We start from the raw sequence: 26,499 nt of genomic DNA on the forward strand, positions 1-26,499 counted from the left end.
TGAACGAAAATCGGATATCCGGGATCAGGTTGTCACTTGCCGACAGCTTTACGATCCCGGCTCATTGCCGGGATCATATGAATTCTAGAAAAGCAAAAAGCCTTATTCCAGGCCGATCTTCTGCTTCAGAAGATCGTTCACCGCTTGCGGGTTGGCCTTGCCCTTGGAGGCTTTCATGACCTGGCCGACGAACCAGCCGACGAGGTTCGGCTTGTCCTTGGCTTGCTCGACTTTGTCCGGGTTGGCCGTGATGATTTCGTCGACGATCGCCTCGATCGCACCTAGGTCCGTGACCTGCTTCATACCGCGGTCTTCAACAATCTGAGCCGGGTCGCCACCTTCAGTCCAGACGATCTCAAAGACGTCCTTGGCGATCTTGCCGGAGATGGTGCCCGCCTTGATCAAATCAATGATCCCGCCGAGTTGAGCAGCTGAGACCGGAGATGTCTCCAGATCCTTACCTTCCTTGTTCAGGCGGCCGAACAGCTCGTTGATCAGCCAGTTCGCAGCCAGTTTGGCGTCGCGGCCCTTCGCAACCTCCTCGAAGAAATCGGCAGAGGCTTTTTCAGCGACCAGAACGTCCGCATCATAGGCTGTCAAGCCGAAGTCCTTGACGAACCGGGCCTTCTTGTCGTCCGGCAGTTCTGGCAGGTCAGCGGCCAGTTCATCGACAAAGCTCTGCGTGAATTCCAGCGGCAGAAGGTCGGGGTCCGGGAAATAGCGGTAGTCGTGCGCTTCTTCCTTGGAGCGCATGGAGCGGGTCTCGCCCTTCACGCTGTCGAACAAGCGTGTTTCCTGATCAATGCTGCCGCCATCTTCCAGGATCGCCATCTGACGGCGAGCTTCATATTCGATCGCCTGGCCGACAAAGCGGATGGAGTTGACGTTCTTGATCTCGCAGCGCGTGCCGAATTCGCCGCCCGGACGGCGGACCGACACGTTGACGTCCGCGCGCATGGAACCCTGGTCCATGTTGCCGTCACAAGTGCCGAGATAACGCAGGATGGTGCGCAGCTTGGTGAGATACGCTTTTGCCTCATCGGCCGAGCGCAGGTCCGGTTTGGATACGATTTCCATCAAGGCAACGCCAGACCGGTTCAGATCGACAAACGACATGGACGGGTGCTGGTCGTGCAGGGACTTGCCGGCATCCTGTTCCAGGTGCAGACGCTCAACGCCGATCTCGACCTGCTCATCCGGCATATCCAGAAGGATCTCGCCCTCGCCGACAATCGGCTGCTTGAACTGGGAGATCTGGTAGCCCTGCGGCAGATCCGGATAAAAATAGTTCTTGCGGTCAAAAACGGATTTCAGGTTGATCTCCGCCTTCAGGCCGAGGCCGGTGCGGATTGCCTGGCGCACGCACTCCTCGTTGATCACCGGCAGCATGCCCGGCATGGCCGCATCGACGAGGGAAACATTGTTGTTCGGATCCTGGCCGAATTCGGTCGAGGCACCGGAAAAGAGCTTGGCGTCGGACGTGACCTGGGCATGGACTTCCATGCCGATCACGATTTCCCAGTCGCCGGTCGCGCCCTTGATGAATTTCTTCGGGTCGGGAGTGCGTGCGTCGACAATCGTCATACGTCTTTCTTCCTATTCGCTAGCAAGTCGCCCGGACGGGCCGTTTGCTTCCGTATAGAAGCACGTGGCGGGCAATACAATCTTTGGCTTGCGCCTAACTGGGAATTTTCGCCCCTGCAAGGGGCTCGAATGAATTTAGGGGCCGATGGGTGGTAATTGATTAGGATCGATTTCACCCAGTGCCAGATGCCTTCCGGCGCTTGTCCCGGTAGTCAGAAGGCGCATAGGGGTAGGCTTGTGAGAATGCAGCATTAAATTGCCGGACACTGCCGAACCCGGACTGAAATGCAATCTCGGCAACCTTGAGATCACTTTCGTCCAGCAATCGCTTGGCGCGCTGCAACCGAATCGTCTTGGCCGTTTGAAGAGGCGTCGCGCCCACGTGTTTCTTGAATAGCCGGGACAGATGCCGCTCTCCGATACCCAACCGCTCCGCAAGCTCCGGGAGACTTGCCGTATCCAGCGCGCCCTCCTCAATCAGCTTCATGGCCCTGGAGACGGTCGACAAGGTGCCGTTCCAGGCCGCTGATTTCGGGGCTGTTTCCGGGCGGCATCTCAGACAAGGTCTGTAACCGCCTGCCTCGGCGGCGGCCGCCGTCGTGAAATAGATGATATTCTTCGACAGCGGCTGCCTGACCGGGCAAATGGTTCGGCAATAGATTCTGGAGGTTTTGACCCCGACAAAAAACACCCCGTCAAAACGAGGATCACGGGAGAGCCGCGCAGCTTCACAGGTCTGAAATTCCAACATGAAACTTAGCTATCCGATCAGCGGCAACTTGTCGAAAAGATAACGATTTCGATGTCCGAAAACCGCCAGAACGATCTGGGCTTCCATGCGATCACACCGGCATTAGCGCATTGGTTGATGATCCGTGGAGGTGCCGTAGTGACAAAATTCAACACCGAACACTTGGCAATGGTGGCCGTCGCGATGTCCGGGCTCGCCTGGGGATTGTTCTGGATACCTCTTCGAGCCTTGGATGATCATGGGATTTCCGGCGTTTGGGCGATCGTACTATTCTATCTACTGCCAACCTTGTTGCTGATGCCCGTTATCCTGCTGCGCACGCGGCACCTGTTGCAAGGTGGATGGTCACTACACATTGCCGGCATGTTCGCCGGGGTGGCTCTTGTTCTGTATGCGGGCTCGCTTGTGTTCACGGACATTGTCCGCGCCTTGTTGTTTTACTATCTGACGCCACTTTGGAGCACATTGCTGGCCCGGATCGTGATCGGAGAAGCCATCACCCGTGCACGCTGGGGAACAATCGGCCTGGCGTTGATTGGTCTGCTGCTCATTCTGAGAATCGATGCCGGATCCGGCGGAGCGCTCCGGCCTGGCGACTGGATGGGACTTGCATCCGGCCTCGTCTGGGCCATCGCGGCGGTCTGGATGAAGTCGGATACGAATGGCAACGGCCTGGATTTCGCCCTGTCCTATTTCATCTGGGGCAGCGTTGCCGCACTTGCACTGACTTTGCTGCCGCACGGCGGTTCAACGCCCCCTCCTGATTGGCAGACAATACGTGCGGTTCTGCCATGGATCGTCCCTGTCATCCTGCTTCTGGTTATCCCCCCCGCTCTTGCGGTAATGTGGGGCGCAACCGTTCTGAGCCCCGGCGTGCTCGCGATCCTGTTCATGACGGAGATCAGCGCGGGCACACTCACGGCAGCATATTGGGCGAACGAACCTTTGGCATACGGGAAATTGCAGGAGTGGCCCTGATCACGTCTGCTGGGATTTTTGAGCCTGCTCTGAAGGCTTGCCGGAGCAAGGTTCTTAAAAGCAGGCTTATCAAGACCACTCAGGTGCCGTAGCTTGTTCAAACGGCAGTTTTTGGCACGACGTCACCGCAAGTTCGGTGTGAGTGGGCACTGGTTGCTGCAACCCGGCCTTCGGCCTCCTTCAGGCAAGCGTCATTCTTCCGACTCAGACGCCTTGGGGTGCTGCGCCTGACCGGTGCGCATGATGAAGCCGACCAGGACGGCGACGGCCTGATAAAGCTCCATCGGGATTTCATGATCGACTTCAATCTGCGACAGGGCCTCGGCCATCATCGGGTTCTGCTCGATCGGCACCCCGGCCTCCCGGGCAATTTCCTCGATCCGCTTGGCCGCCGAGCCCGTTCCTTTGGCACTGACAACCGGCGCGCCGCCATCTTCATACTCCAGTGCAACGGCAATTTTTTCAGGTTTCGTCGGCGTAGTCATACCTGCCCTCACGATTGGCGGTTGATGAGGGCGCCATATTTGGCAGCGGTTTTCGGCGGAAGGCCGCGGATGAAGCGCAGTTCCTGAAGATCCAGCCCGGCATCAGCGAACGCCGCCTCCATCGTTTCCTGAAGACCGGACAGGAGATCGAGTGTCTCCTTGCGGTCCACCCAAAGGGATATGTAAGTCCCGCCGCCCCGGAGGCTCACGGCCGCCTCCAGCGGACCGGTTGCGGTGAGATCCAGTGCAAAACGCAGCCGCCAAGCCGGTTCTTCGTCCTCGTCTACACTGTTGCCGCCGCCATCGCGGCCGATCTGCATTTGCATGACCGCCGTGTCCTGGCCGAGCGCCAGTGGCAGTTCCAGAACGCTGTCCATGGGCTTGGCCGCCGTTGCCTGCGGGCCGTCATCTCCTGCAAGACCAGCGTTGGTCAATTGAGTGAGCCGCATGCGCGCAAGCGCAGCGTCTGTCTCCTGGAGCAAGGACTGCAGGTTCTGCGGCGCAGACCCGGCCCAAAAACCGCTTGAGGTTTGCGGGGCCTGGCCTTGGGGACCAGATGAGCGGGAGGCCGGGGCCGGCTGGCGCGCGGGAAACCGGACGGCAGGTTCCGCGCCGAGGCTTTGCAGCAAGCCACGAAACGCCAACAAGGCGGTCTTGAGGTCGGGCACGGGAGACTGTTGCGCGCCTGTGGGTGACGGCAACCGTCCCTCCCCACCCTGACCGGACAAGCGCACGGCCTGCTGCAAGGACTGTCCGGTTATCGGTTGTCCGGAGTTCAGGCGCAGTCCCAAAATCTGCTGCATGGCCTTTTGCACAGCGTCCGGAACGGAGGCCTTTCCGGCCGCCTGCGCCGACATCAAGGATCCGATTTGGGCAAACAGATTGCCGAGGCTGGCCTGTTGTTCTGCCAAAGGCTGGCGCAAGGCTGCCGCCGCCTGCTGGACCGGGGTTGAAGCTGCCGGACCGCCCCCTTGAGAGGCATTGGACGGCTGACCGGGCGTTGCCATGCCAGGTTTTGCCGCGACATAAGCCTGTACCTGCGATTGCGCACTGGCGCTGACCGGCAGAGGTGGGCCTGCTTGACCATTGGCGCTCTGGGCCGCTGTCCCAGCTGCGGGCGTTGAACTTTGCTGAGCCGTGACGACAGTTTGATTGACTGCGGGCTGAGGCAAAGCCTGCCCGCCCGGCTGCACCGCGATCTGTGGCCCTCCCGCGGCGGGAGGCGGAACAGCTCCGGTTGCAACGGCAGACCCCTGCCCTGCAGCTGATGCTGTTTGGGAGATCACCGCACTCAGTGGCACTCCTTGCGGGGATGAGGCTTGTGCCACGGAGGCGAGGCTCGCTGGTGCTCCCACTGCAGTACTTGGAGCCCCTTGCGCCGGAAGCGCTTGCCCTGATGCTGATGTTACAGATGCTGGAGAAGCCCCAGTTTGCGGGATCGCTTGACCTGCGGAAGGCTGGCCCAAGGCGGGTGCAGCGCCGGGCGCCCCTGTACCGGTTGGCGCCCCAGCTGGTGACCCGGCGGGCAACGGCTGCCCGGTCTGCGTTGTTGCCGGTGCGGTCGGTATCGGTCCCGTGCCAGGCGATTGCAGTGGTGCCGCGCCGGTGGCCGGAGCCGGGGTCCCAGCCTGTGCTGCGGCCGGTGCTGAACCTGTTGCTGGCACCTGGATTGACGGAGAAGCACCAGCTTGTGGGCCAGAAACTTGCGCCCCTGCCGCCTGCGCCCCGGACACCAGCCCTCCTGGCAGTGGCACACTGGTCCCTTGCGAAGGGATCGGTCCACCGGTCCCAGAAGGCACGGAGACCGTGGACTGTAGGCCGGATTGAACGCTGACTGGAGCGCCCGGGGTTCCAGGTGCCGGACCGCCGGAGGGCAGCGGCGGAACGACGGTGCCCTGCCCAGTGTTTATGATTGGCGCACCGGCAACCGGACCACCGGTTCCTGCCCCTTGTGCCGGCAGAGGAGCTTGTCCGCTGCCCGAAGGAGGTGCGGGTTGCACCGGTTGGGGGAGAACCGAACCTGCCGGCAATTGCCCGGGAACCTGAGCCTGATTTGGTACAGCGGGTTGGCCCGGTACGGCAGGCTGGGTCAGGATCTGGCCGGGGAGTTGCGGCTGCGCAGCGCCGCCCGGTTGGACCGGTTGCGGCAGCACGCCAGTTGCCTGAAGAAACTGAGCCAAAACAGGTGCGGGCCGCAGCAAGGTCGGCTGCCCGGCTGGCTGCTGCGCGGGCTGAGGCTGTCCGGACGGCTGCCCGGTTGGTGGAGGCGCCTGTTGCGGCAACTGCTGGCCAGTCTGCTGCGCCGGTTGTTGCGGTTGGGGCGGTCCCTGTGGGTTTGCCTGAGGCGGTGGCGCAGTTGTCACGGGTTGGGTCGCCGGAGTTTGCGGATTTGCCGCAGTCGGCTGGGCCGCGACCGTCTGACCGGTGTTTTGCGGCGGCGCGGAACTTGCAGGTTTCGCAGCGGCGCTGTCGGGCGTCAGAACAACAGCGGGCTGTTGCCGGGTGCCGGAAACCGTGAGCGTGACATTGCTTCCGACCGGCAAGGGAGACGGTACGCGAAGATCGATCGATTTGGCGTCAGACGACAACCGGACGACACCGCCCGGAAGATTGGCCTCCACCTTGGCACGCAGTTCGGTGCCCGGCTCCAGGGCCTGGGAGGCGGTTCCACCTTGGGTATTTGCTGGCAGCGGCTGTGCGCTGACCGTTTCCACCATGACACCGTCTCCAGGGTCAGTCTGAGCACACCGACTCTAACGTGCCGAGTATGGCTGCTTTCTTAAAGCTTGGCGAGAGTTGACCCTGATCAAGGCAGGGACTGCGAGATGTCTCCATCCTCGCTCGCAGAATGGATCGGATCAGGACGGGATCCCGCCAAAAACTTCACGGGCCTGCCATGCAGTTTGAGCTGCCGGGCCCAGAGGACAGAGGAGTTCCCTGTGAACTGGATGGACCGATTGAACGAACGCGCCGAATTGATGGGCCGCATGCTGGACACCATCGGCGCGATGAAAGGCTTGCCGGGTGGTGTGCAAGCCGATGTGGACATGGAAACGGCTGCCCGCCGTTGCATGAGCTGCCAGGAAACCGAAAAGTGCCGCCAATGGCTGGAGCATCACGAAGACGGGGCCGAAGCTCCGCTCAAGGACTGCGCCAACGCTATTCTCTTTGAAAGCTGGCTGAAAGTCTGAACGAACCGCACGCTTTCAATCCAGCTACCCAACGACAAGGATCTTTCACCGGATAGATCTGGCTGCACCTTGGATTTTTTGGCGACTGGCGCTGTGTTATCAGCGTGTTACGCTTCGTCAGCTATCTGGGAGGTGCTGCATCATGGGCAAAGGACTGTCTTTACTTTCAAGCCTCGTCATTCTGCCGCTTTTGGTCGGGCCAGCTTTGGCTCAGGTCTATGGCCATGAATACGAGGAAAATGCGGCCCCCATTCGGGACGGCGAACAGCCGGTCGTCCCACTGGACACACAGGACCCGAGCTTCAACGCCTGGCGGACGCCTCTTCCAAGTTATGAGGGCCAAAAAGAAAATCGCGAACCCGGACTGGTCGACCCGCAGCGTTTCTTTGGCCAAGGATACATGCAGCTTCCGACGTTCCTGCATCAACCGTTGGCTTTCACCCCTGAGGATCTTGCCGCCGGTGAAGTTGATGTGGCGATCATGGGCGCATTTACCGATATGGGCGGTGGCGCCCGCGGCGCCTCCCGTGGCCCGAATGCTGTTCGGAACTCGTCGATCTATCTTGGTTACGGCGCACGCCAGCCGCACATGCATGTGATGGTCGATCCGCTCCAGGACATGACGGTGGTCGATTACGGCAACGCGCCGAACGACATGATGAGTACGGAGCGCACGATCCATGCGGTCCGGTCCTTCGTTCGCCAAGCGGCTGAGGTTCAACATGAGGGTGGCAGCCGGGTCATTCCCTTCATCATCGGCGGCGATCATTCGCTGATGTATCCCGATGTTGCAGCGCTCACCGATGTTTATGGCAAAGGCAATGTCGGTGTTGTGCATTTTGATGCACACTACGATGCCGGCAAATACGGCATGGGCCATCTGATCAATCACGGGATGCCGGTCTACAGATTGATCGAAGAGGGCCTCGTTGAGGGCAAGAACTTCATCCAGGTCGCCCTGCGAGGCTACTATCCGGATGAAAAAGCGTTCGAATGGATGCGCGACAACGGCTTCCGCTATCACACCATGGCCGAAATTGAACGCCGCGGGTTCGATGCCGTCATGGAAGACGTGATCAAAGAGGCAAATGACGGCCCGGAATACATCTTTGTCTCCTTCGACATCGATACACTGGATCCGGCCTTCGTTCCCGGAACCGGAACACCGGAACCCGGTGGGCTTATGCCGCGCGAGGTGTTCCCGATCGTTCGACGGCTGTGCGCAGAATCGAATGTCGTCGGCTTCGAGCTTGTTGAGCTCGCTCCCTTGATGGACCCGACTTACGTCTCGGCACTGAACGCCAACCGGGTGATCCGGGAATGTCTGACCGGCATTGCCATGCGCAAACAAGGCCTTACCGAACCGCATTATCTCAGCCCGCTTACGGTCACGCATGGGCAAGGTGAGAACTGATCGCCGTCTCATGACCGGAGCTTTTCTGCTTGGGCTTTGGTGCGGCTCTGCCGTGGCAGAGCCTATGACCGTCACTTGGGATGAACTGCGGACAGACCGGCCATCATCCTGCAGCGCATTGCTGGAAAACTATCTGACTCAGCAGAAATGCACGCAGCAAGCGGCCTCCGCCCGACTGCTCTCACGCCAGTACGAAAAATGCGCGCCCGGATCGGCTGACCTTGACGGGAAAACCGTTCGCATTGCCGGATATGCACATCCACTGGAGTTTCAGTTCAAGGATGTGAAGGAGTTTCTGCTCATTCCGCCCCTTCGGCAGGATTGCACACATCCACCGCCGCCCCTGCCGGACCAGGTGATTTCGGTGCGTTTTCCAGACGGTTTGGACGTGAATGCCGACCCTGTCTGGGTGACAGGCGTGTTGCGGCGCGAACGGGCCAAGACACACCTGGCAACGGCAAACTACACGCTTCAGGCCACATCAGTGACACAGGCCACCATACCCGAAGTCAGCCCCAACAACTGAGATCTGTCTCACAAGACAACGCGACGACTAATTCCGTCCCGCGCCCGGGCCGCGACCGGCTTTAGCATGGCCGCGTATCAAGTCCGGGGAGGCGCCAAGTGGGTGTCGGGCGCACGGGCGCATTCTATTCCAAAGGCTGAGAGTAACGATCTCCGCCGTCCCGGCCCTGAGCCGGGACCTGTCGCCCGGACTTATCCGGCCGACCGGCGCCGGCGGTTGAGCCAATAGGCAACCGCGCCTGCCGCCGCCCCGCCTATAAACCGGAACGGGAACATGGCAAGGGCGCCTGCATCCTGGGAGATCGGTTGCGGCAACTGCAGCAAACCCACCGCAGTCTCAAACATCAGCGACAGGGCAGCGGCCGCAAACCCGGCGATCCAGAGCTTCACCGGTTGATCCGCGCGCCAGCCAAGGTAAATCCCGATCAACAGCGCAAACGGGTTCAAGAGCCCGGACAGCGTGAACAGATCGATCCATGTATCAGAAAGCGTCATCATGGCGCTGTCTTAGCGGCGCGGCCGCAAAAAAGCGAGTGCAATTGCGTCGCAGCCAAGCTTTTCCAGCCCGCGCGCAAACTGCCGAAAACTGGGCTAAAGCTTTACAAACGACCAAAAGCCGCTACGTACTTCATCCTACGCTCCTGCCTGGGTCCGTTTGATTGCCCGGCTCCAATGGAATCACAGCGCTTTAATGACCTTTCCTTCCGAAAATGCCAACCCAGATGAAACGATCGAGATGCTGGAGACCAGCGATCGGCGGCTTGGCATCATGTGTTCGCATTGCGCCCGGTTTCGCTATCTGAAACTGACCAACTACGCGCTGGAAGACACACTCTCCTCACTCACCAGATCCCTCAAGTGTTCCCGCTGCGGTTCGGAGGAGGTTGAGGCTGTCGCAGTTGAGCGGGATGATCAGACCGGCTACTGGCCGGCGGAACGCAGCTGACCAATCTCCTCTGCTTGCAGGATTGCAACACCCGAAAGGCATCTGTCGACCGGCCTCTTCCAGTGTCTTGTTGCGGCATTTTCATCGTGATATCGACGAAGCGCAATCTTTGAGAGGTTTTATGCGCGGAACTCGCGAGTCCCGGTAAACCCGGCTCGTTTCAGGACCTTCGACTTTCACCAGAAGGCTCCCAACCAGCCGGGACAACAAAAGCACCACACCGCATGCGCTTGCTGCGGTGACAGGTTTCTTTTGCTCAAAGACTGAAAATCAACACCAATGGACATTTCCAAAGCCGAACAGCGGGTGCTGCACCTGCTGGCTCAGGGCGGCTATATACTTGCCGAGAAGGACGAGGACGGCCGTATCTTGAAATACGAGACGATCACACGCGACGGCTGGTTATGGGGCGGCTGCTCGCAGCATCTCTTCCAGAAGCTGAAGTACCGGCGCCTTATCTCTTCCAAAAACAGCGGCCCCTACCGGATCACGAACCTCGGCCTCAAGCGGGTCAGGTCTCAGCTCGACAACCGGTAATCGCTCCCCTCACCGCCCCGGCCTCAGCGCCGGGGCCAATTCTCCAGCCCAAGGCAGGTCCCGGATCACATCCGGGACAGCCTGCCATCATTGATAAACCTGCTTAAAAGTCAGCCACAAGAGCTCAGAGCTCCTTCGGCACGTCCGGACGGTCTCCCATGAGGTAACGCGGTCCTCGGCCATGCCTGTTGGCAGCGTCTCCGGCATTATAGAGCTGACATTTTTTCATGGACAAGCAGCCACAGCCAATGCAGCCGTCCAGCTTGTCCCGCAACGCGGCAAGCCCCTCGATCCGGGCATCAAGGTGTTTTCGAAACTCCCGGCTGATCCGGGTCCAGTCGGCCTTGGTTGGCGCCCGGTTGTCTGGCAGCTTCTCCATTTGCGCCGCGATCTCGGAAATCGAAAACCCGAATTCCTGCGCCACCAGCACAAAGGACAGCCGCCGGATATCGGCCCGCATAAACCGGCGTTGCCCGCTCTCGGTCCGGACCGGCGCAACCAGGCCCTTGGTTTCATAAAACCGGATTGCGGAAACTGCCAATCCGGTCCGCTCTGCCAGCTCCCCGATGGAAAGCGTATCTGTGCCTTTCACAAGCCTCTCCAAAAAAATGATTTTTTGCTCTTGACCTCAACTTAACTTGAGGAATTATCTCTGGTGTCCATCACAAGTCAACGTGAAAGGACACACCATGTCAGGCGCATTTCTGGAACACGTGAATGTCACCGTGAGTGACCCGGAGGCCACCGCACAACGGCTGAAGGACTGGTTCGGTTGGGAGGTTCGCTGGAAGGGGGATAGCCTCGGAGGCGGCATCACCTACCACATCGGCAACGAGACAAGTTACATCGCAGCGTACAACCCGCCAAAAGAAACGGCTGCCATGCCGGGCGAAAGCTACGGTATCCGTGGCGGGCTCAATCACATCGCGGTCGTGGTCGACGATCTGGATGCCACCGAAGCCTTGATCAAGGCGGGGGGCTACGATACCAAGAACCACGCCGATTATGAGCCTGGCCACCGGTTTTACTTCGATGATGATGATGGAATCGAGTTCGAGGTGGTCAGCTATGCGGAGTGAACTTGACCGGCAAATGCTCGGACCATCGGTGCCGCGGGCGTTATCACCTGAAACCTACTCGGCCTTGCGGGCCGATGGGTTTCTCGAAGACGGACAGATCCGCCGTGATCTCGTTCCCCACCTGGTGAATTCTCAGACCATCCGGGCAAGATTTGGTGGCCATGGCCCTGCGGCCTTGGCCAGCTTGTTCGGCGCATTCTTCAAAAAGGTGCGCCGGATCTGACGTGCCGGGGCTGCCTGCTGACACTTGGCCAGCAAGCCAAGGCCCTTCACCTCTTGAGACTGTCACAGCTCCGTCGTTCAGAGCTGTGACCTCTCGCTTTGCTTGCTTGCCAGACCGCTTACCGCGGCGCCATTCGGATGGCACCATCGAGGCGGATGGTCTCGCCGTTGAGCATGTCGTTTTCGCAGATCGACTTGACCAGCTGGGCATATTCCGTCGCCCGGCCCAGACGGGATGGAAACGGCACTTGTTGCCCAAGCGAGTCCTGAACGTCTTGAGACAACCCGAGCAGCATCGGCGTTTCAAAGATCCCCGGCGCGATGGTCATGACCCGGATGCCAAGCTTGGACAGATCCCGGGCAACGGGCAACGTCATTCCGGCAACACCGGCTTTGGACGCAGCATAAGCCACCTGACCGATCTGGCCGTCAAAAGCTGCGACAGAGGCCGTGGAGACGATAACACCGCGTCCACCGTCAGCGGTCACCGGGTCCAGCGAGGACATGCCGGTCGACGCCAGTGCGATACACCGGAACGAGCCGATCAGGTTGACCGAGATGACCTTTTCAAACATGTCCATCGGGTGCGGTTCGCCGCGCGATGTTGTCTTGCCAACCGGCGCGATCCCGGCGCAATTGACCAGAATACGCTCCTGGCCGTGTGCGGCGCGGGCAGCTTCGAAGCCTGCTTCAACACTTGCCTGATCGGTCACGTCGACATCAGCAAAAACACCGCCGATTTCCTTCGCGACCTGTGCGCCCTGCTCACCATTGCGGTCGAACAAGCTCACCTTCACGCCCTCGGCCGCCAACATGCGTGCAGTGGCCGCACCAAGACCGGATGCGCCGCCGGTGACGACCGCTGCCATAGACTGATCCAGCTTCATCAAAGCCCTCCAATTCTCTAATCTATTGTTTTTCAATAGATTTATTTACTTTGATTGACGAAAACGTCAATTTGGAAGGCAAAGTGTCTGAGTTTAAACGGCCCGTCAAGCGGATTTGCGCTCAAAGACTGGGGAAGCAGCGCTAAGCCGGTGGCAGAGCTTCGGGTTATCTTGCCAGGACGGCAAGGTCGACCGGTCCGGAAACACCGCCCACGTTGCTGGATGGACGAATGTCGACGGCATCCCCGGAATAGCCTTGCGACCGGGCAAGATCCAGCGACATACAGTCGGTCAAGGCGCTGCTCTGCTGGGCCTTGTTTGCGTCTTCCAGCTTGGCGGCCCGATTGACGGCATCGCCGATTACAGTGAACTCCAGCCGGTTCTTTGACCCAATCACCCCAACGGTAACGGGTCCTGCGGCGACGGCGGTTCCGACCCTAAGGTCTGAAGGCCACCCCGCCGTTTTGAACCGGTCCTGGGCTTCCGTCATCGCCACAACAAGGGCTTGCGCTGCACGCAAGGCATCGGCTGCATAGGTTTCAGACGGTGACACGGCGCCAAAGGTTGCCAGAATGCCATCACCCAAAAACTTGTCTACCTGTCCGCCTTCCCGGGTGATCACCTCAACCGCAAGGTTCTGGTACTCGGCCAGAACCGCGAGCACCGTCTCAGGCGGTAGAACCGCCGATGTCGACGTGAAGGAGCGGATATCAGCGTAAAGGATCGCCGCATCCCGCAGGCTTCCCTCACCCGCTTCCAGAGCCTGGTGGGCTTCGGTGATGGATGACGCCACTTCCGGGGAAAAGAAACGTTTCAGATCCATGGCCGCGCTGTGATCCCGTGTTGCCTCAAACAACATCGACCTTCCGCGATAGAGCGCTGCGGACAGCAAAACCGTCACCGCCAGGATGACCATCGTCTTATCGAGCTCGGCCCCGAGCAAAATGCTGTTGCCGGTGAGGTATTCAACATAGTTGCGGGTGACCCGCATCCCGCCCATGTCGGAGAAAATCGCGTAGGCCACGAGCCCGATCCAACCGATGACGGCCACCATGCCGGTCGTCAAAACAAATCTCGGATCGAACCGCAGTGCCCGCAACCCGATGAACAGGAACACATACATCAAGGTTGGGGTCTTCAGATAAAATGTCGGATGCTGATCATACTGGATGTGGAAGGAGAAAATCAGTCCAACCAGAAGCGCCATGTCGACGCAAATCGAGATCAGCAAAAACCATTCGGGCAACTCGAATCGGTAGGAAAGCGCCAGACGGGTGACTGTGAACAGGAAGTAGGCGCCGAGTGCGATCGGTACGAAGTTAAATCCTGCAGACCCTTCTGCTCTCGGTGCGAGCAAATAGAGCGACGCAAAAAACAACACCAATGCCAGCTGAACCCAGCCGATCAGCCGCTCCGATGCGGCCTCCCGGGCACGGATTTCTGCTTGCACCCGATCAGGCAGGCCATCAATCGGCGGCCCACCGCGCAGGATGTATCTGATCGTTTCTCTGAGTCTTGCCATGAGCGGTCCGATTGTATCTGGCCTGAATGTTGCCGTTGGCAGTCAGGATGGCAAGCAGTGACCGCTGGATTGTGAGCTTATGTGATCGCTCATAGCGGCGAAGTGTGAGCACCAGCTGTCCGGAGACGGTCGACCGCCATGACCAGGTCGGCCTGACGTCGGCACCCGCATTTGGATAAAGCCGCCTTGATCTGATTTCGGACAGTGTGGATGCTCACTTCGCGGCTTTCTGCGATTTCTGCAGCTGTCATCCCTTCGGCCAGATAAAGCGCCGTGTCTGCTTCCATCTCACTCAATCCGAGTGCGTTCTGGATCATCTTGTTGACGTCCACGCGGCAGGTCTCTTGTCTGAGAGCAATTAGAAGTGCCGGGCCTTGCTGGTTGAAAACTTTGCCAAACGGAGCCCAATCCAGTTTGCTGAGGTCCACACCAGCGCTCTGGCATATCCAACGGTTTCCCTGCTCCGTCTCGAACGCCAGGCTGCGCACGGCAGAACCACAGCGCGCTGTTTGCGATCCTGTTTGCAGGGCAATTGCGTGGTGCACCTCTTCGCATGCAAACCGCAATTTGCCAGACAAGCCGGTTTTCATTACCTCACCCAATTGGAGCAAGCGTTCGGCTTCAGCGCTGGCATAATGGATCCGGCAGTTCGGATCTATGAGAACGAGTGCAGTTTGCGATCCGAGATTGTGCTGTCTCAAGGCCCAGTTTTCAAAGGACAATCCGGAGATCATCCTGTTAACTTCCAGAGACTGGCGCATGACCGGTGCAATGTTGGCGCACAAGGTCAACCAGGTGTCCTCATAACGGTCCTGATCCTTGGCGCGCATGTTGCCGCCAAAAACAAACGCCCGTCCTTTCTCGCGGAAGAGAAGAGTACCGCCACCGCAGTAAATATCCTCCATCGGACGCAGAAGGTCTGAATAAAACGCTGTCCGGATCATGTCGTTCGGATTGCAGAGATGAGCGGCTGGAACCACATCTCCGACGCGCATGTCATCAAAACGGACGGCGTATGGATTTTGAAGCTGATAGTGCTCTTGATAGAGCTTCAAGATGTCCGGATCATAGCCGGAGGCCACGGCCAAGGGAGCTGAATTGGTGTGCGTATCATAGCCGATAATCTGAGTGCACACCTGTGGTCCCACTGCCCTGCCCAAGGCATCAGCAACATCTTGCCAACGCCTTGGCTCCATCGCTGCCGCGATGACCAGATTGGACAAGTTTGCGAACTGCTCAACCGTGACAGACACCTGCCGTTCATCCCCTCATCACACACGTGACTGCCGCGATATTATCAATGACAATTATCCTATTGCATAGCCCATTTGGGTCATGCCGTCACATCTACAGTTGTATAAATTGAAGATGATCTCGTTGATCATGTAGCTGTTGAAGGGGCATTTCCCGAGGTTTCGTGGTCCCGGATTTCACTCGTGCTCCCACAGGCACGAAATCTGAAAAGTACGGATCACTTACTTGTAAATCATATTGAGAAGTTGGCGGCCTTTTTGGCCGCCATTTTTTTTCGGAAACGAACAATAAGAGCGCCTAAGTTTATGGGGCTAAAATCATACCCTGGCGGGCGACAAGCGTGCCTGGGTGGACTGCTTTTGCCGCAAGGCCGATTTCATCAAGAGCTTCGTCGGAGCGAGTCGGATCATGATGGAAGAGAACCGGTGTTTTGACGTTCGCAGTCTTTGCCAGTTCCACAGCCTTCTGCCAGGTCGAATGGCCCCATCCCTTGAACTTCTCATATTCGGCGTCGGTGTACATGGCATCATAGATCATGATATCTGCGCCTTCGACGAAGGCAGGCAGAGCGGCATCAACATCCGGATCGCCATGCTCATGGTCCGTGATGATGCATATGGACTTGCCTTTGAAATCAAATCGATAGCCGCAGGCTCCACCAGGATGATTCAACCGGATCGTCCGGATCACAAGCTCATCGCGGCGCGGCAGCACATCTCCTGCCCGGAACGTCTTGAACTCCACTGCTTTCAAGGTCTTGGCAGCCACCGGGAAAATCGGCGGCGACATGATGCGGCTGACGATATCCATCAGGCATGTGTCGTCCTGAAAGTGACCGGCCCAAGCAGTGACAGAAAAATTCGGATCATAGGCGGGCTTGAAGAATGGCAATCCGCAGATGTGATCCAAATGCGTGTGCGTAAACAGAAGATCGAAGGATCTGGTGCCAGCAGAGCACAGGTCCATTCCAAGGTTTCGGGCGCCGGAGCCGCAATCGATCAGAACCAGCGCATCTCCTGCCCGCAATTCAAAGCAGGAAGTTTCACCGCCATACCGCAGAGTCTTCTGGCCGGGTGTCGGTGTGGACCCGCGGACTCCCCAACAACGAAGCGAAAAATTCTCTGCCAACCTGCTACTCCCTACCCGCCACTGTTTCCTTGGCGGGCTTCAGCCAGATCCCGGGTCGTCCGTTCCAGACGCATCGCCAGGGTCCGCATCACCTCAAGAGAAATATCCGGAAACTCATTTAAAAGCTTTAAGAAATCGTCTTTGGATACCATCAGGACGTCCATGCTGCTGGCGGCAACCAGGGTTGCCGTCCGCGGAACGTCGCAGAGAATGGCGATCTCGCCGACGATCGAGTTCTCCGACACCTGGGCCACTTTTTTCTCCCCCGCAGGTGTGTTGACGAGAACGTCCGCGTCTCCGGACAAGATAATAAAGGCGCTGTCGCCCTCTTCACCTTGTGTGCAGAGGCGCTCACCGGTTTGAAACTCGGTCCGGTCGCTGATGAAAGCCAGCAAACGCAGTTTCGTGTCATCAATGCCGTGAAACAAAGGCACCTTACGCAGTGCTTCGACTTCGGTTTCCAGCGTCACATTTGTCTCCATGAGCCGGTTGATCGGCTCTTTTCGTGTTATTCCCCTTGGTACCGGCCTGTTCAGCCGAATGACTGCCTGTTCGGCTTATTATTATGTTTCACTCTCCGACAGCCGCCCCTGTTCCAGGGTGTAGCGATGCTCGAATTCAGCGGCGATATCTGCATTGGAAGTCCCGAACAGAAGCGTCCTTCCGGACAATATGCTCCTGAGGTTTTCGCGCAAGGCCTTGTCTTCTTCCGTCATGCCGGTCGCAACATCATCGAGGATGGTTGTCGGCGCGTTTTTCAGAAGGCCGCGAACAAGCGCGATCCGCCGGCGCTGGCCCGCGGACAGCCGCGACCCTGAAACGCCGACATGGAACCCAAAGCCTGCAAAAATGATCGGTTGGCGCAGACCCGTCTCTTCCACGATTGACCGGATAACGGCGTCGATGCGCCTGCGGGCGTCGCGCCGGTCGACACGTGGACGACCGAAGAGAAGATTGTCTTCAATCGTCAGCGGCGGCAGATAGACCTCCGGATCGAAGGCCAGGAACTCATCGTTGTCCTTGACGACGGTCTCCAGGAATTTCGAACGCGCTGCAATGATTTCGGCCTTGAGCTCATCCGTCATCACACCCAAGCGGTGGCGGGCCGGCACCAGTTTGAACGCGAGGCCCGTCAGCCGTGACTTGTCGTTGTCTGAGAGACCAGGCCGGGTTTGTCCAGACCGGGCAATCCGCACCATGCGCTCAAAGTCCGGCAGCTCCTCCTGCGTGATGAATGAATACGACCCAAGCAGGCCGCTGCTGCCCGACACGTTGGAGAAGAGCTCCAGCATGGTTTCTGCAATCTGGACCCCGATATCCTGTAGCTTTTTATCGAAACCGTTACTCGACAGGAAGCTTTTCACCACCGGCAAATCAGGTACTTGATCCATCGTGATGTCGGCATCGGACGGCACAGCAAAAAACAGGTTGTCAGCAAGGCTGGCGCTGGCATTAAAGGTGGACGGATCCCACAGCTCCACAAGGCCAGCGAGGGTCGGGTCGGCAGCAATCCGTGCGACCAGTTCCTTGCGGACATTCAAGATGCGCCCGGCGAACGTGTCGTTCATGGACGGATCAAAACGCGACTGAAGACCGAGACGGTAGATATCGGCATCCAGCTGGACCGCCCCCAGCAGCTCCAGTGCCTTCAAATCGAGCGCGTCGATATCGGTGACGCCGGCCTTTTTGAGATCATGCCAATCGGCGGCGAGGTCGTAAGATGGGTTTTTGGTTTCGGCGGCCTCGCTCAGACTGCGTTTATAGACCTTCAGTTGCTCACCCGTGCGCTCGACATTCGTCAACGGCCGGTGACGCAGACCGTAATAGAGGTTTTCGCGGATCGTCCCGGTCCACACATGTACCGCGCCACCGACATAGGCGATCTCGCGGCCAAGTGTGGAGTCCGTCAGCTTGTCCAGATCGTGTTCGCCAATATAGACCTTTCCGCTCAAGGGAGAGACCAATCCGGCCGCGAGCTGTAACACTTCCGCCCGTCCGGAACCATCCGGCCCCATCACCGCGCAAGCCGTTCCGTCCAACACCTTCAAGGTGATATCCGTCACCTCCTGGCCAGCCGCACCACCGGAGAACGTGACGCTTTCGAACTTCACGTCGCCTTTTAGATCAACGGTTTCATCATTGGTCAGCCGATCGGTGTCGTGAATGTCGGCGGGATCGAAGTTCTCGACGACGGTCTGATACTTGATGCCAACGTCAACCGTCATCTGGTAGTAGGCGAGCAGCTCTTTCCAGGGGCCCGCGAGGTCCTTGTAGGCCGCGATCACCGCGAGCAAAGCACCCATGCTGAGGTCGCCCTGGATCACAAGATAGCCGCCGATCATATAGAAAAAGAACGGCGTCAGCTGGTTCATGAAGTTATTGAGAAACTTAATGAAATACTTCCGGTTATAAATCTCGTACCGGATCTTGAAGTTCTCGTAGAGGCGGTCGGAGAGGTCTGCAGAATGCCAGGCGGATGCGTCGTTGGCATGAATTTCCGCAACACCCGTGATCCCCTCACCCACCTTGTCGGCAATGACCCGGATGTTTTTTACGCGCTTGCGGGAGAGCTCAGCCACCTTCCGCTGGAGGATCGGGATGATGTAGCCCTGCACCGGATATGAGGCGACGGCAGCCAAACCCAGCAGGGGATCCTGCATGAAAATAAAGCCGAGCTGCACAATCAGCATGCCGCCCTGGTAAGCGGGCAGAGCAAACGCCTCACCGACGAACCCGCCGACGTCTTCCACCTCTGACGTGATCATCGGAATGATCTCGCCGGAGCTCACCTTTCGAAAGTGCGGCAGCCGAAACCTGAGAACGCGCTGAAACAGTTCAAAGCGCAATCGGCGCAGCATCCGCTCGCCAAGCCGTCCCTTGTAGACGTTGAGGTAAAATTTCAGACCGTTGGAAACAACAACCAGAAACAGAAATATGCAGCACAAAAGGAACAGATACGGGATCTGGTCGAAGTCGAAACCGAAAAACGTCCGCGGAAAATTGTCCCCTTCCACGGCGTCATTGATGATCAGTTTCGGCAGTTCGAGAAGGATGTAAATGACGGGATAGGTCAGCACCGTGACCATGAGAATGTAGATTTGCTGACGTGAGCTGTACTTCCAAATGAAGCTAAAAAGGCTTTTTTCCATCAGCTTATCCGACTCGGTCCGGCACAACATTATGGCAGGCGCTTTGATGTGGATACATCAAAAAACATCAAATAAACGCGCCAACCCTGATCGGTCCCTGCAACTCAATCTTTAAATCTTTGAGCCGCTTCCTGTCGATAGTCATCCGATGATCTGATATCTGGACGTGACAACCGCGGCTCTTATGAGACATAAAGCCTGCGGGGCCGCATTACAATTCCAGGGGCAGTATGAGTTCCACGACACCGAAGATCCTGATTTACAGCCACGACTCGTTTGGGCTGGGACATCTCCGACGCTGCCGCGCAATTGCACAATCCCTCGTCGGTGACTTCAGCACCCTGTCTGTCCTGATCTTGTCCGGCTCGCCAATCATCGGCAGTTTTGAATTCCGCTCCCGCGTCGATTTCGTCCGTATTCCCGGTGTCATTAAACTGCGGAATGGCGAATACACGCCCCTTTCCCTGCACATCAATATCGATCAGACCCTCGCAATCCGCTCGTCAATCATTGAACACACAGCTGAGGTTTTTGATCCGGACATCTTTATTGTCGACAAGGAGCCAACAGGCCTGCGCGGTGAAGTGCTCGGCACCCTGGAAGCTTTGAAAAAAACGGATACACGCCTCGTGCTCGGTTTGCGCGACGTCATGGACGATCCGGAAACTCTCACCGAAGAATGGGATCGCAAGAACGTCTACCCGGCGCTGGAAGATCTCTACGACGAGATCTGGGTCTATGGGCCTGAGGGAATTTGTGATCCCCTCGACGGCATTGACGTGTCGCCAAAGATCACAGACAAGCTCCGCTACACCGGCTATCTGCGGCGCAGCTTGCCCAAATCGGCGGAAGACCAGCCTGCACCGGCGCCGTTTGAAGAAGAGCCTTATATCCTTGTGACACCCGGCGGCGGTGGCGACGGCGTGGAAATGGTTGATTGGGTCATGCGCGCCTATGAAGCGCGGCAACGCCCTCTGTTCCCTGCGCTGATTGTGCTTGGCCCGTTTATGCCCGCCGCGGCAGCGGCTGATTTCACCGAACGTGCTGAGCACCTTCGCGATGTGGAAGTTTTGCGGTTTACCCCGCAAATCGAACCGTACCTTGCGAATGCAACGGCCATTGTTGGCATGGGCGGCTACAACACCTTCTGCGAGATCCTCTCCTTCGACAAACCGACTTTGATGGTCCCGCGTGTCGTGCCACGCCGCGAACAGGCCATCCGGGCAGAGCGCGCCGAACAGAGTAATTTGTTGAAGGTTCTACCGATTGAGCGGTATCCGGATGTCGACCTGATGGCCGAAGCCTTGTCGGAGTTGCCGCAAATGGCACCACCCAGCACAGCCGGTGTCGACAATCTGCTTGGCGGTCTCGATGTCATCGGCCAACGAGTTGGAGACATTTTCGCTGAACGGCAGGAAACGCTTGCCCCCAAGCTGGTAAACTTCTAACCGCTGCCCACGCCCCGTTTTACCCCGTCGATCCGAAGTCAACCAAATGTCCCGAATTGCTGTTGTGATGAAAGGCTATCCACGCCTTTCCGAAACCTTTATTGCCCAGGAAATTCTTGGCCTGGAACGGCGGGGCATCGACTTTCTGATCGTCGCACTTCGCCAGCCGTACGACCCTTACATTCACGACCTGCACCGTCAGATCTCGGCGGAGGTCATGTACTTGCCGGAGTATGTGAAGGACGATCCGGCGCGTGTTGCCCGCGCGAAAAAGTGGGCCGAGGCGCAACCGACCTATGAAGCGGCGAAGGCCTTGTTCGATGCAGATTTCTCCCACGAAAGCAACGCCAACCGGCAGCGCCGCTGGGCGCAGGGCTGCGTATTTGCGCATGAACTGCCCGAGGACATAACCTGGATCCACACCCATTATCTGCACACACCCTGCTCGGCTTCGCGCTATGCGGCGCATCTGTCCGGCCGCCGCTGGTCCTTTTCCGCCCACGCCAAGGACATCTGGACCAGCCCGGAGTGGGATCTGCGCACGAAACTCGACGACGCAGAATGGGGTGTGACTTGTACCGGCGTCAACGCGAAGTACCTGAAAAGCCTTTGCAGCAATCCGGACAAGGTTGAGCTTGTTTATCACGGCCTGGATTTTTGCTGCTTTCCAATGCCGTCCGAGAAACCGTCCACCAAGGACGGCAGCGGTGCACCGGTTCAATTGATTTCCGTGGGCCGTGCGGTGGAAAAGAAAGGCTACAATGATCTATTGACAGCCCTTTCGAAACTGCCCGAAGACCTCAACTGGCATTTCACCCACATCGGCGGCGGCGCGCTCTCAGAAAAACTGAAGGAACGCGCGGACCGTCTGGGGTTGTCCGATAAGATCACCTGGCGCGGAGCGCAACCGCGTGAGGAAGTCATCAGCTCTTGCCAGAAGGCGGACCTTTTTGTTCTACCCTCCAAACTCACCAAATCCGGTGACCGGGACGGCATTCCGAACGTGCTGGTGGAAGCCCAATCGATGGGCATTTGCTGCCTGTCGACAAGCGTTTCGGCCATCCCTGAGCTGATTACCGATGGCGAGACAGGCCGCCTTGTGCCGCCCGCCGACCCCAAGACCCTTGCCAAGTCGCTGGAAGACCTGATTAAAAACCCGGGTGAGCGGGACCGGCTTGGCAAAGCCTCTGCCGAAAATGTCCGGACAAACTTTGCGACCGAGCCGGGCCTGGATCATCTGGCGGAGAAGTTCCGCAAACTGTTGTAGCAGCTCATGAGAATCGAGGTCTTGCGGTGAAGATCGCCTTCACAGCTCCAATGAAGCCGCTGGACGACCCAACCCCGTCCGGAGACCGCACCATGGGCCGTCTGATCGTGAAAGCGCTGGAGTTCGGCGGCCATGAGGTTCACACGGCAACCCGCTTCCAGGCCTGGCGCAAGAACGGCGGCGATGCCGAACTTTTGTCCGTCAAATCGGCAGCCCTGCAAGAAGCAGAGCGCGTTGGGGATGTTTGGGAGCAAGAAGGCTACCAGCCGGACATTTTTCTGACCTATCACCTCTATCACAAGGCTCCCGACTGGATCGGGCCAGCGCTGGCGGACCGGTTCAACATCCCCTTTGCGGTAATCGAGGCGAGCCGCGCACGCAAACGGCGCACAGGTCCCTGGGCGATCGGGTTTCAGGGCGCTGATGACGCCCTGACGCGTGCCGACGGGATCGCCGCACTTCATGACTGGGACCGGGACCGGCTGCTGCCTTTCTTCGAAGAAACCGGCACCGACCCGGCGCAGCGCCTGCGCACCGTTCTCCCCTTTCTGGATCTTTCGGCATTTGCAAAGCCCCAATCATCGCGGCCAGTGCCGGAACCACCTTTTAGACTGCTCACGGTCGGCATGATGCGCGAGGGCGACAAAACGGCGTCCTACGAAGTTCTGGCAGCGGCCCTCGGCCAGCTATCCGACTTGCCGTGGCATCTCACAATTGTTGGCGACGGCCCCAACCGCGACGCGATTTTGGGCCAGTTACCCAAGGACCGAATTGCCTGGCTGGGAGCCCTACCGCCCGAGCAGGTCATTGCCGAATACCCGAAGCACGACCTCTTCGTTTGGCCGGCGATCCGCGAGAGCTTCGGCTTTGTGCTTTTGGAAGCCCAGGCCTCCAGCCTTGGCGTTGTTGCCGGCGATGCGCTCGGTGTACCGGAAATCGTCGCAAACGGCACGACTGGCCTGCTCGCGCCCGAGGGAGACGCGCCAGCCTTTGCTGAAAGATTGCGCCAGCTGCTCACCGATCCGCAGCGCGTCCGGTCGTTTGGAGAAGCTGCAAGAGCCCGCATGTTTGCATTACATTCTCTGGATGCAGGTGCCCGCCGCCTTGACGCCTTTCTGAATTGCGCACTAGACCACTACAAACGCTTGTCCGATCAACCCAAGGATCGCTGATCATCATGTCGCTGACCGCTTTCATCTATGTCCAACATCTTCTGGGGACGGGCCATGTGGTCCGGGCAACGGCGATCGGCAAGAAACTCGCGGAACGCGGCGTTAACGTGACGCTCGCCTCCGGCAACCAGATCCCGCCGACACTGGATGTGGAAGGGCTGGAGGTTCTGGAACTTCCCGGCGCCAAGACGGCAAACGCGGAGTTTTCCCGTCTGATCACACTGGACGGCAAGGATCTGGATGATGAGTGGCGTGCCATGCGCACAGCCGAAACGCTGAATGCCTTCGCCGCCAAGCCCTACGATCTTCTCCTGACCGAGACTTATCCTTTCGGGCGCCGGCAATTCGAGTTCGAGCTCTCGGTTCTTATGGATACGGCCAAGGCGAGAGCCAACCCGCCAATCATCGCAAGCTCCATCCGCGACATTCTCGTACCCAAGCAGCAGCTCTGGAAAGAGGAATGGATGGCCGACAAGGCGCGCGATTATTTCGACAAGGTGCTGATTCACGCCGACCCGGATTTCATCACTCTGGCCGACAGCTTTCCGTTCGCCCACAAGATTGAGGATCTTCTGGCCTACACCGGCTATGTGGTTCGCGAAGGCGACCGGCCGGAGCCGCCGGAAGGCGACGGCGAGGACGAGGTTGTTGTCTCCTGTGGCGGCGGGGCCATGTCCGAAAGCCTCTTGAGCGCGGCCATTGATGCCCGTCCCCTGTCCCGGCGCGCCGAAGACTGCACTTGGCGGGTGCTCGCCGGTCACAATGTGCCGGAAGACGAGTTCCAGGCGTACAAGGCCCGTGCGGGCGAAGGGGTCATCGTGGAACGGGCCCGTCCCGATTTTCCGGGTCTTTTGAACCGGGCCCGGCTTTCCATCAGCCAGGGCGGCTACAACACCGTTCTGGATGTTCTGGAAGCCGGGGTTCCATCCGTGATCGTGCCGTTTGCGCTCGCAACGGAAACCGAACAGGAGCAGCGCGCGAAGGCGTTGGCCAACCATGGCCGCGTTGTCGTCGCCAGCGAGGACATGCTGACACCGGAACGCCTGGCTGCGGCCGCCGACGATGCGCTGGCCCTGCCGCGCAGTCACCACAAGGTGCTTCTGGGCGGCGCGGACCGCAGCGCGGACATTCTGATGGACTTGCTCAAGGCACGGGCGGCTTGACCATCACAGTGTGAACCGGTCACCTTTCGAAAGCATCGGCACCCAGTGGAGAACAGGTCATGGAATTGAGCAAGTTCAAGGCCTTGAACGATGTTGACAGCGTAAACGCCTATATCTCCGCCTTAGAAGCCTTCGACGGGATCGCCGAGCTTCAGGAACTCAAGGACCTTGCCCGCACCCGCGGCGGTGTCGCTGCAGGAAAATCCATTCTCGATGTCGGTTGCGGGTTCGGTCTGGAGACCCGGCGCCTTGCAGAAGCGGCCGGCGCCCAAGGTAGTGCTTGCGGCCTCGACAAGAGCGCCGACTTCATCAAGGAAGCGCAGCGGCGCGCCGAAGCTGGAGGTCAGTCAATCGACTATCAAACCGGCGATGCGGCCGCGCTGCCCTATGGCGACGGAAGCTTTGACTGTGCCCGCGCCGAACGGATCCTGATCTATCTGACCGATTTCAGGGCCGCGCTTTGCGAAATGCGCCGGGTTCTCAAACCCTCCGGAAAGATCGCCCTGATCGAACCGGATTTCTCCACCAACACGATCAACATCTCGGACCGGACGCTCGCCCGCCGCGTTCTGGACCATGAGATCGAGACCGCCGTTGAAAACAGCTTTTTGCCAGGACCGCTGGTTTTGGCGCTTAAAGATCTCGGTTTCGCTAACATCGAGATTTCCTCGCGCGCGCTAATCTTCCCGCAGGACCTGGCGGCCAGCTATTTCTCAAGCCTTGCCGTCAATGCTCTTAAGTCCAGCAAGATAACGACCAGCGAAAACGAGGCCTGGCAAACCGAACTTGATGACCTCAAGGCGCGGAATGCAATCTTTGCGACCATCAGCTATTTTCTGTTCACCGCCGATGCGCCGTGAGTCTACTTGGAAACCCTGTGACAGCTCCCTCTACACCCAGCGATCTTGATCGCTTCAAGGCATCTTTGACCGCTCACCTCGACTGGTTTGCCGACCGTGGCCAAAAGGTCCGGTTCTGGTGGCGCGACGATGATGCGATCGAGCCCACACCGCAGCTGGAAAAACTACTCTCCCTTGCCAATAACCATGATGTCGATGTCGCCCTTGCGGTGATCCCGAAACAGGCAACTGCAGCCCTGGCGGACCGGCTGAAAGACGAGCGCCACGCCCCGGTTCTGCAACATGGCTGGCAGCACAAGAATTTTCAGCGCAAGGATTTGGGCGAACGGGCCGCCGAACTGGGATTCCGCCGTGATCTTGAGGAACTCGGCGCTCAACTGACCGAAGGCAAGGCCAAGCTGGACGAGCTCTTTGGTGAGAAATTCATTCCCGCGATCGTCCCGCCCTGGAACCGGATCGCCCCGGACGTCTCACGCGCCCTGCCCGGCCTCGGTCTGCCGGGCCTGTCCACGTTTACCTGGCACAATTTCCCAAAGGCCCATCAGGTTCAGTGCCACGTCGACATCATCAAGTGGAAACGGGACGTCCGGTTCATCGGCTGGGGCAGTGCGTTGCGCAAGTTCGACCTGGAGCTCTGCCGCCGCCGCAACAACCCTGACGAGCCCCTCGGTCTCCTGACCCACCACCTTGTCCATGACGTGGGCTGCTGGGAATTTCTGCAAGAGTTCCTCACAATCGCCGCGCATCACCCGGGGGCAGAATGGCCTGAAGTGAAAGACCTGTTTGGCTGCACTCCTGTAGCTGATCCATCCAAAAGCACTGCCGCATGACCGACACGCTGTACCTGTTGAAACCCGGCTCTAGGGCGTGTCGCGTTTAATCGGAGGCATTTGACCGAGATGATTTTGGGTTCAGGTCAGGCGGGCTTTGTGCGGTG

26 protein-coding genes are annotated in these 26,499 nt (G+C 58.7%); 14 read left to right on the forward strand and 12 right to left on the reverse strand.

Annotated features, from left to right (window positions below):
* Positions 1-102: 102 nt before the first annotated feature.
* Both gatB and SADFL11_RS09415 read right to left on the reverse strand, forming a co-directional pair.
* A complete protein-coding gene (gene gatB, locus SADFL11_RS09410; protein ID WP_008197075.1) occupies positions 103-1,584 on the reverse strand; it encodes an Asp-tRNA(Asn)/Glu-tRNA(Gln) amidotransferase subunit GatB in 1,482 nt (493 codons plus the stop codon).
* 172 nt (positions 1,585-1,756) lie between these two features.
* The gene (locus tag SADFL11_RS09415) at positions 1,757-2,335 is read right to left on the reverse strand and encodes a bifunctional transcriptional activator/DNA repair enzyme AdaA (protein ID WP_008196201.1); all 579 of its coding nucleotides are present in this window, start codon (positions 2,333-2,335) and stop codon (positions 1,757-1,759) included.
* A gap of 51 nt (positions 2,336-2,386) precedes the next feature.
* Here SADFL11_RS09415 and SADFL11_RS09420 point away from each other — a divergent pair, with 51 nt between their 5' ends.
* Complete coding sequence (locus tag SADFL11_RS09420) at positions 2,387-3,313, forward strand: DMT family transporter (protein ID WP_008196954.1); 927 nt, start codon at positions 2,387-2,389, stop codon at positions 3,311-3,313.
* 191 nt (positions 3,314-3,504) lie between these two features.
* On the opposite strand, the gene SADFL11_RS09425 is transcribed toward SADFL11_RS09420, so the two are convergent.
* Together SADFL11_RS09425 and SADFL11_RS09430 are read right to left on the reverse strand one after the other, a co-directional pair.
* Positions 3,505-3,798: an EscU/YscU/HrcU family type III secretion system export apparatus switch protein gene (locus tag SADFL11_RS09425; RefSeq protein ID WP_008191953.1), complete on the reverse strand. Its 294-nt coding sequence runs from the start codon at positions 3,796-3,798 to the stop codon at positions 3,505-3,507.
* An 8-nt stretch (positions 3,799-3,806) separates the two neighbouring features.
* Positions 3,807-6,515, reverse strand: coding sequence for a flagellar hook-length control protein FliK (locus tag SADFL11_RS09430; RefSeq protein ID WP_085955877.1), 2,709 nt, complete (start codon positions 6,513-6,515; stop codon positions 3,807-3,809).
* Between the two features lie 231 nt (positions 6,516-6,746).
* Here SADFL11_RS09430 and SADFL11_RS09435 point away from each other — a divergent pair, with 231 nt between their 5' ends.
* The 3 genes from SADFL11_RS09435 to SADFL11_RS09445 all read left to right on the forward strand — a co-directional run bounded on the left by SADFL11_RS09435 (position 6,747) and on the right by SADFL11_RS09445 (position 8,929).
* Entirely contained in the window at positions 6,747-6,989 is a 243-nt protein-coding gene (locus SADFL11_RS09435) for a DUF6455 family protein (protein WP_040451766.1), read from the forward strand.
* Between the two features lie 142 nt (positions 6,990-7,131).
* Entirely contained in the window at positions 7,132-8,403 is a 1,272-nt protein-coding gene (locus SADFL11_RS09440; RefSeq protein ID WP_134852965.1) for an agmatinase family protein, read from the forward strand.
* A 64-nt stretch (positions 8,404-8,467) separates the two neighbouring features.
* The gene (locus tag SADFL11_RS09445) at positions 8,468-8,929 is read left to right on the forward strand and encodes a DUF3299 domain-containing protein (protein WP_167578971.1); all 462 of its coding nucleotides are present in this window, start codon (positions 8,468-8,470) and stop codon (positions 8,927-8,929) included.
* A gap of 191 nt (positions 8,930-9,120) precedes the next feature.
* Here SADFL11_RS09445 and SADFL11_RS09450 read toward each other — a convergent pair whose 3' ends face one another.
* Entirely contained in the window at positions 9,121-9,426 is a 306-nt protein-coding gene (locus tag SADFL11_RS09450; protein WP_008192647.1) for a hypothetical protein, read from the reverse strand.
* A gap of 193 nt (positions 9,427-9,619) precedes the next feature.
* On the opposite strand from SADFL11_RS09450, the gene SADFL11_RS09455 reads away from it, so the two are divergent.
* Positions 9,620-9,874, forward strand: coding sequence for a hypothetical protein (locus tag SADFL11_RS09455; RefSeq protein WP_008196464.1), 255 nt, complete (start codon positions 9,620-9,622; stop codon positions 9,872-9,874).
* Between the two features lie 279 nt (positions 9,875-10,153).
* Positions 10,154-10,411: a YjhX family toxin gene (locus tag SADFL11_RS09460; protein ID WP_008192788.1), complete on the forward strand. Its 258-nt coding sequence runs from the start codon at positions 10,154-10,156 to the stop codon at positions 10,409-10,411.
* A gap of 124 nt (positions 10,412-10,535) precedes the next feature.
* On the opposite strand, the gene soxR is transcribed toward SADFL11_RS09460, so the two are convergent.
* Positions 10,536-11,003, reverse strand: coding sequence for a redox-sensitive transcriptional activator SoxR (soxR, locus tag SADFL11_RS09465; RefSeq protein WP_008195049.1), 468 nt, complete (start codon positions 11,001-11,003; stop codon positions 10,536-10,538).
* A gap of 97 nt (positions 11,004-11,100) precedes the next feature.
* Here soxR and SADFL11_RS09470 point away from each other — a divergent pair, with 97 nt between their 5' ends.
* Both SADFL11_RS09470 and SADFL11_RS09475 read left to right on the forward strand, forming a co-directional pair.
* A complete protein-coding gene (locus SADFL11_RS09470; RefSeq protein ID WP_040453198.1) occupies positions 11,101-11,490 on the forward strand; it encodes a VOC family protein in 390 nt (129 codons plus the stop codon).
* Positions 11,480-11,713 carry a hypothetical protein gene (locus SADFL11_RS09475; protein WP_008196806.1) on the forward strand — a complete coding sequence of 78 codons (234 nt, stop codon included), beginning with the start codon at positions 11,480-11,482 and terminating at the stop codon, positions 11,711-11,713. The genes SADFL11_RS09470 and SADFL11_RS09475 overlap by 11 nt, the downstream gene beginning before the upstream one ends.
* A gap of 118 nt (positions 11,714-11,831) precedes the next feature.
* On the opposite strand, the gene SADFL11_RS09480 is transcribed toward SADFL11_RS09475, so the two are convergent.
* From SADFL11_RS09480 to SADFL11_RS09505, 6 genes are all read right to left on the reverse strand, one after another.
* Positions 11,832-12,599: an SDR family NAD(P)-dependent oxidoreductase gene (locus tag SADFL11_RS09480; RefSeq protein WP_008196102.1), complete on the reverse strand. Its 768-nt coding sequence runs from the start codon at positions 12,597-12,599 to the stop codon at positions 11,832-11,834.
* Between the two features lie 166 nt (positions 12,600-12,765).
* On the reverse strand, positions 12,766-14,121 hold the full coding sequence (locus SADFL11_RS09485) for an adenylate/guanylate cyclase domain-containing protein (protein ID WP_008189191.1): 1,356 nt from the start codon (positions 14,119-14,121) through the stop codon (positions 12,766-12,768).
* Positions 14,122-14,210: 89 nt separating this feature from the next.
* Positions 14,211-15,374, reverse strand: coding sequence for a helix-turn-helix transcriptional regulator (locus tag SADFL11_RS09490; protein ID WP_008193808.1), 1,164 nt, complete (start codon positions 15,372-15,374; stop codon positions 14,211-14,213).
* Positions 15,375-15,678: 304 nt separating this feature from the next.
* Entirely contained in the window at positions 15,679-16,503 is an 825-nt protein-coding gene (locus SADFL11_RS09495) for an MBL fold metallo-hydrolase (RefSeq protein WP_040451764.1), read from the reverse strand.
* A gap of 11 nt (positions 16,504-16,514) precedes the next feature.
* Positions 16,515-16,973: a cyclic nucleotide-binding domain-containing protein gene (locus tag SADFL11_RS09500; protein WP_040453197.1), complete on the reverse strand. Its 459-nt coding sequence runs from the start codon at positions 16,971-16,973 to the stop codon at positions 16,515-16,517.
* A 93-nt stretch (positions 16,974-17,066) separates the two neighbouring features.
* Positions 17,067-19,652 carry an ABC transporter transmembrane domain-containing protein gene (locus tag SADFL11_RS09505; RefSeq protein WP_040453195.1) on the reverse strand — a complete coding sequence of 862 codons (2,586 nt, stop codon included), beginning with the start codon at positions 19,650-19,652 and terminating at the stop codon, positions 17,067-17,069.
* A gap of 230 nt (positions 19,653-19,882) precedes the next feature.
* On the opposite strand from SADFL11_RS09505, the gene SADFL11_RS09510 reads away from it, so the two are divergent.
* Genes SADFL11_RS09510 through SADFL11_RS09535 form a run of 6 tightly spaced genes read left to right on the forward strand, consistent with a single transcriptional unit; the run spans position 19,883 to position 26,392 of the window.
* The gene (locus SADFL11_RS09510; protein ID WP_008191650.1) at positions 19,883-21,100 is read left to right on the forward strand and encodes a glycosyltransferase family protein; all 1,218 of its coding nucleotides are present in this window, start codon (positions 19,883-19,885) and stop codon (positions 21,098-21,100) included.
* Between the two features lie 46 nt (positions 21,101-21,146).
* Positions 21,147-22,367 carry a glycosyltransferase family 4 protein gene (locus tag SADFL11_RS09515; protein WP_008191496.1) on the forward strand — a complete coding sequence of 407 codons (1,221 nt, stop codon included), beginning with the start codon at positions 21,147-21,149 and terminating at the stop codon, positions 22,365-22,367.
* Positions 22,368-22,393: 26 nt separating this feature from the next.
* A complete protein-coding gene (locus SADFL11_RS09520) occupies positions 22,394-23,539 on the forward strand; it encodes a glycosyltransferase family 4 protein (protein WP_040451762.1) in 1,146 nt (381 codons plus the stop codon).
* Between the two features lie 5 nt (positions 23,540-23,544).
* The gene (locus SADFL11_RS09525; protein ID WP_008190584.1) at positions 23,545-24,702 is read left to right on the forward strand and encodes a glycosyltransferase family protein; all 1,158 of its coding nucleotides are present in this window, start codon (positions 23,545-23,547) and stop codon (positions 24,700-24,702) included.
* A 59-nt stretch (positions 24,703-24,761) separates the two neighbouring features.
* On the forward strand, positions 24,762-25,562 hold the full coding sequence (locus SADFL11_RS09530; RefSeq protein ID WP_008188912.1) for a methyltransferase domain-containing protein: 801 nt from the start codon (positions 24,762-24,764) through the stop codon (positions 25,560-25,562).
* Between the two features lie 17 nt (positions 25,563-25,579).
* A complete protein-coding gene (locus SADFL11_RS09535) occupies positions 25,580-26,392 on the forward strand; it encodes a polysaccharide deacetylase family protein (RefSeq protein WP_008189580.1) in 813 nt (270 codons plus the stop codon).
* Positions 26,393-26,499 lie beyond the last annotated feature (107 nt).

Origin of the sequence: Roseibium alexandrii DFL-11 (genome assembly GCF_000158095.2) — a bacterium.
Classification (GTDB): Bacteria; Pseudomonadota; Alphaproteobacteria; order Rhizobiales; family Stappiaceae; genus Roseibium; species Roseibium alexandrii.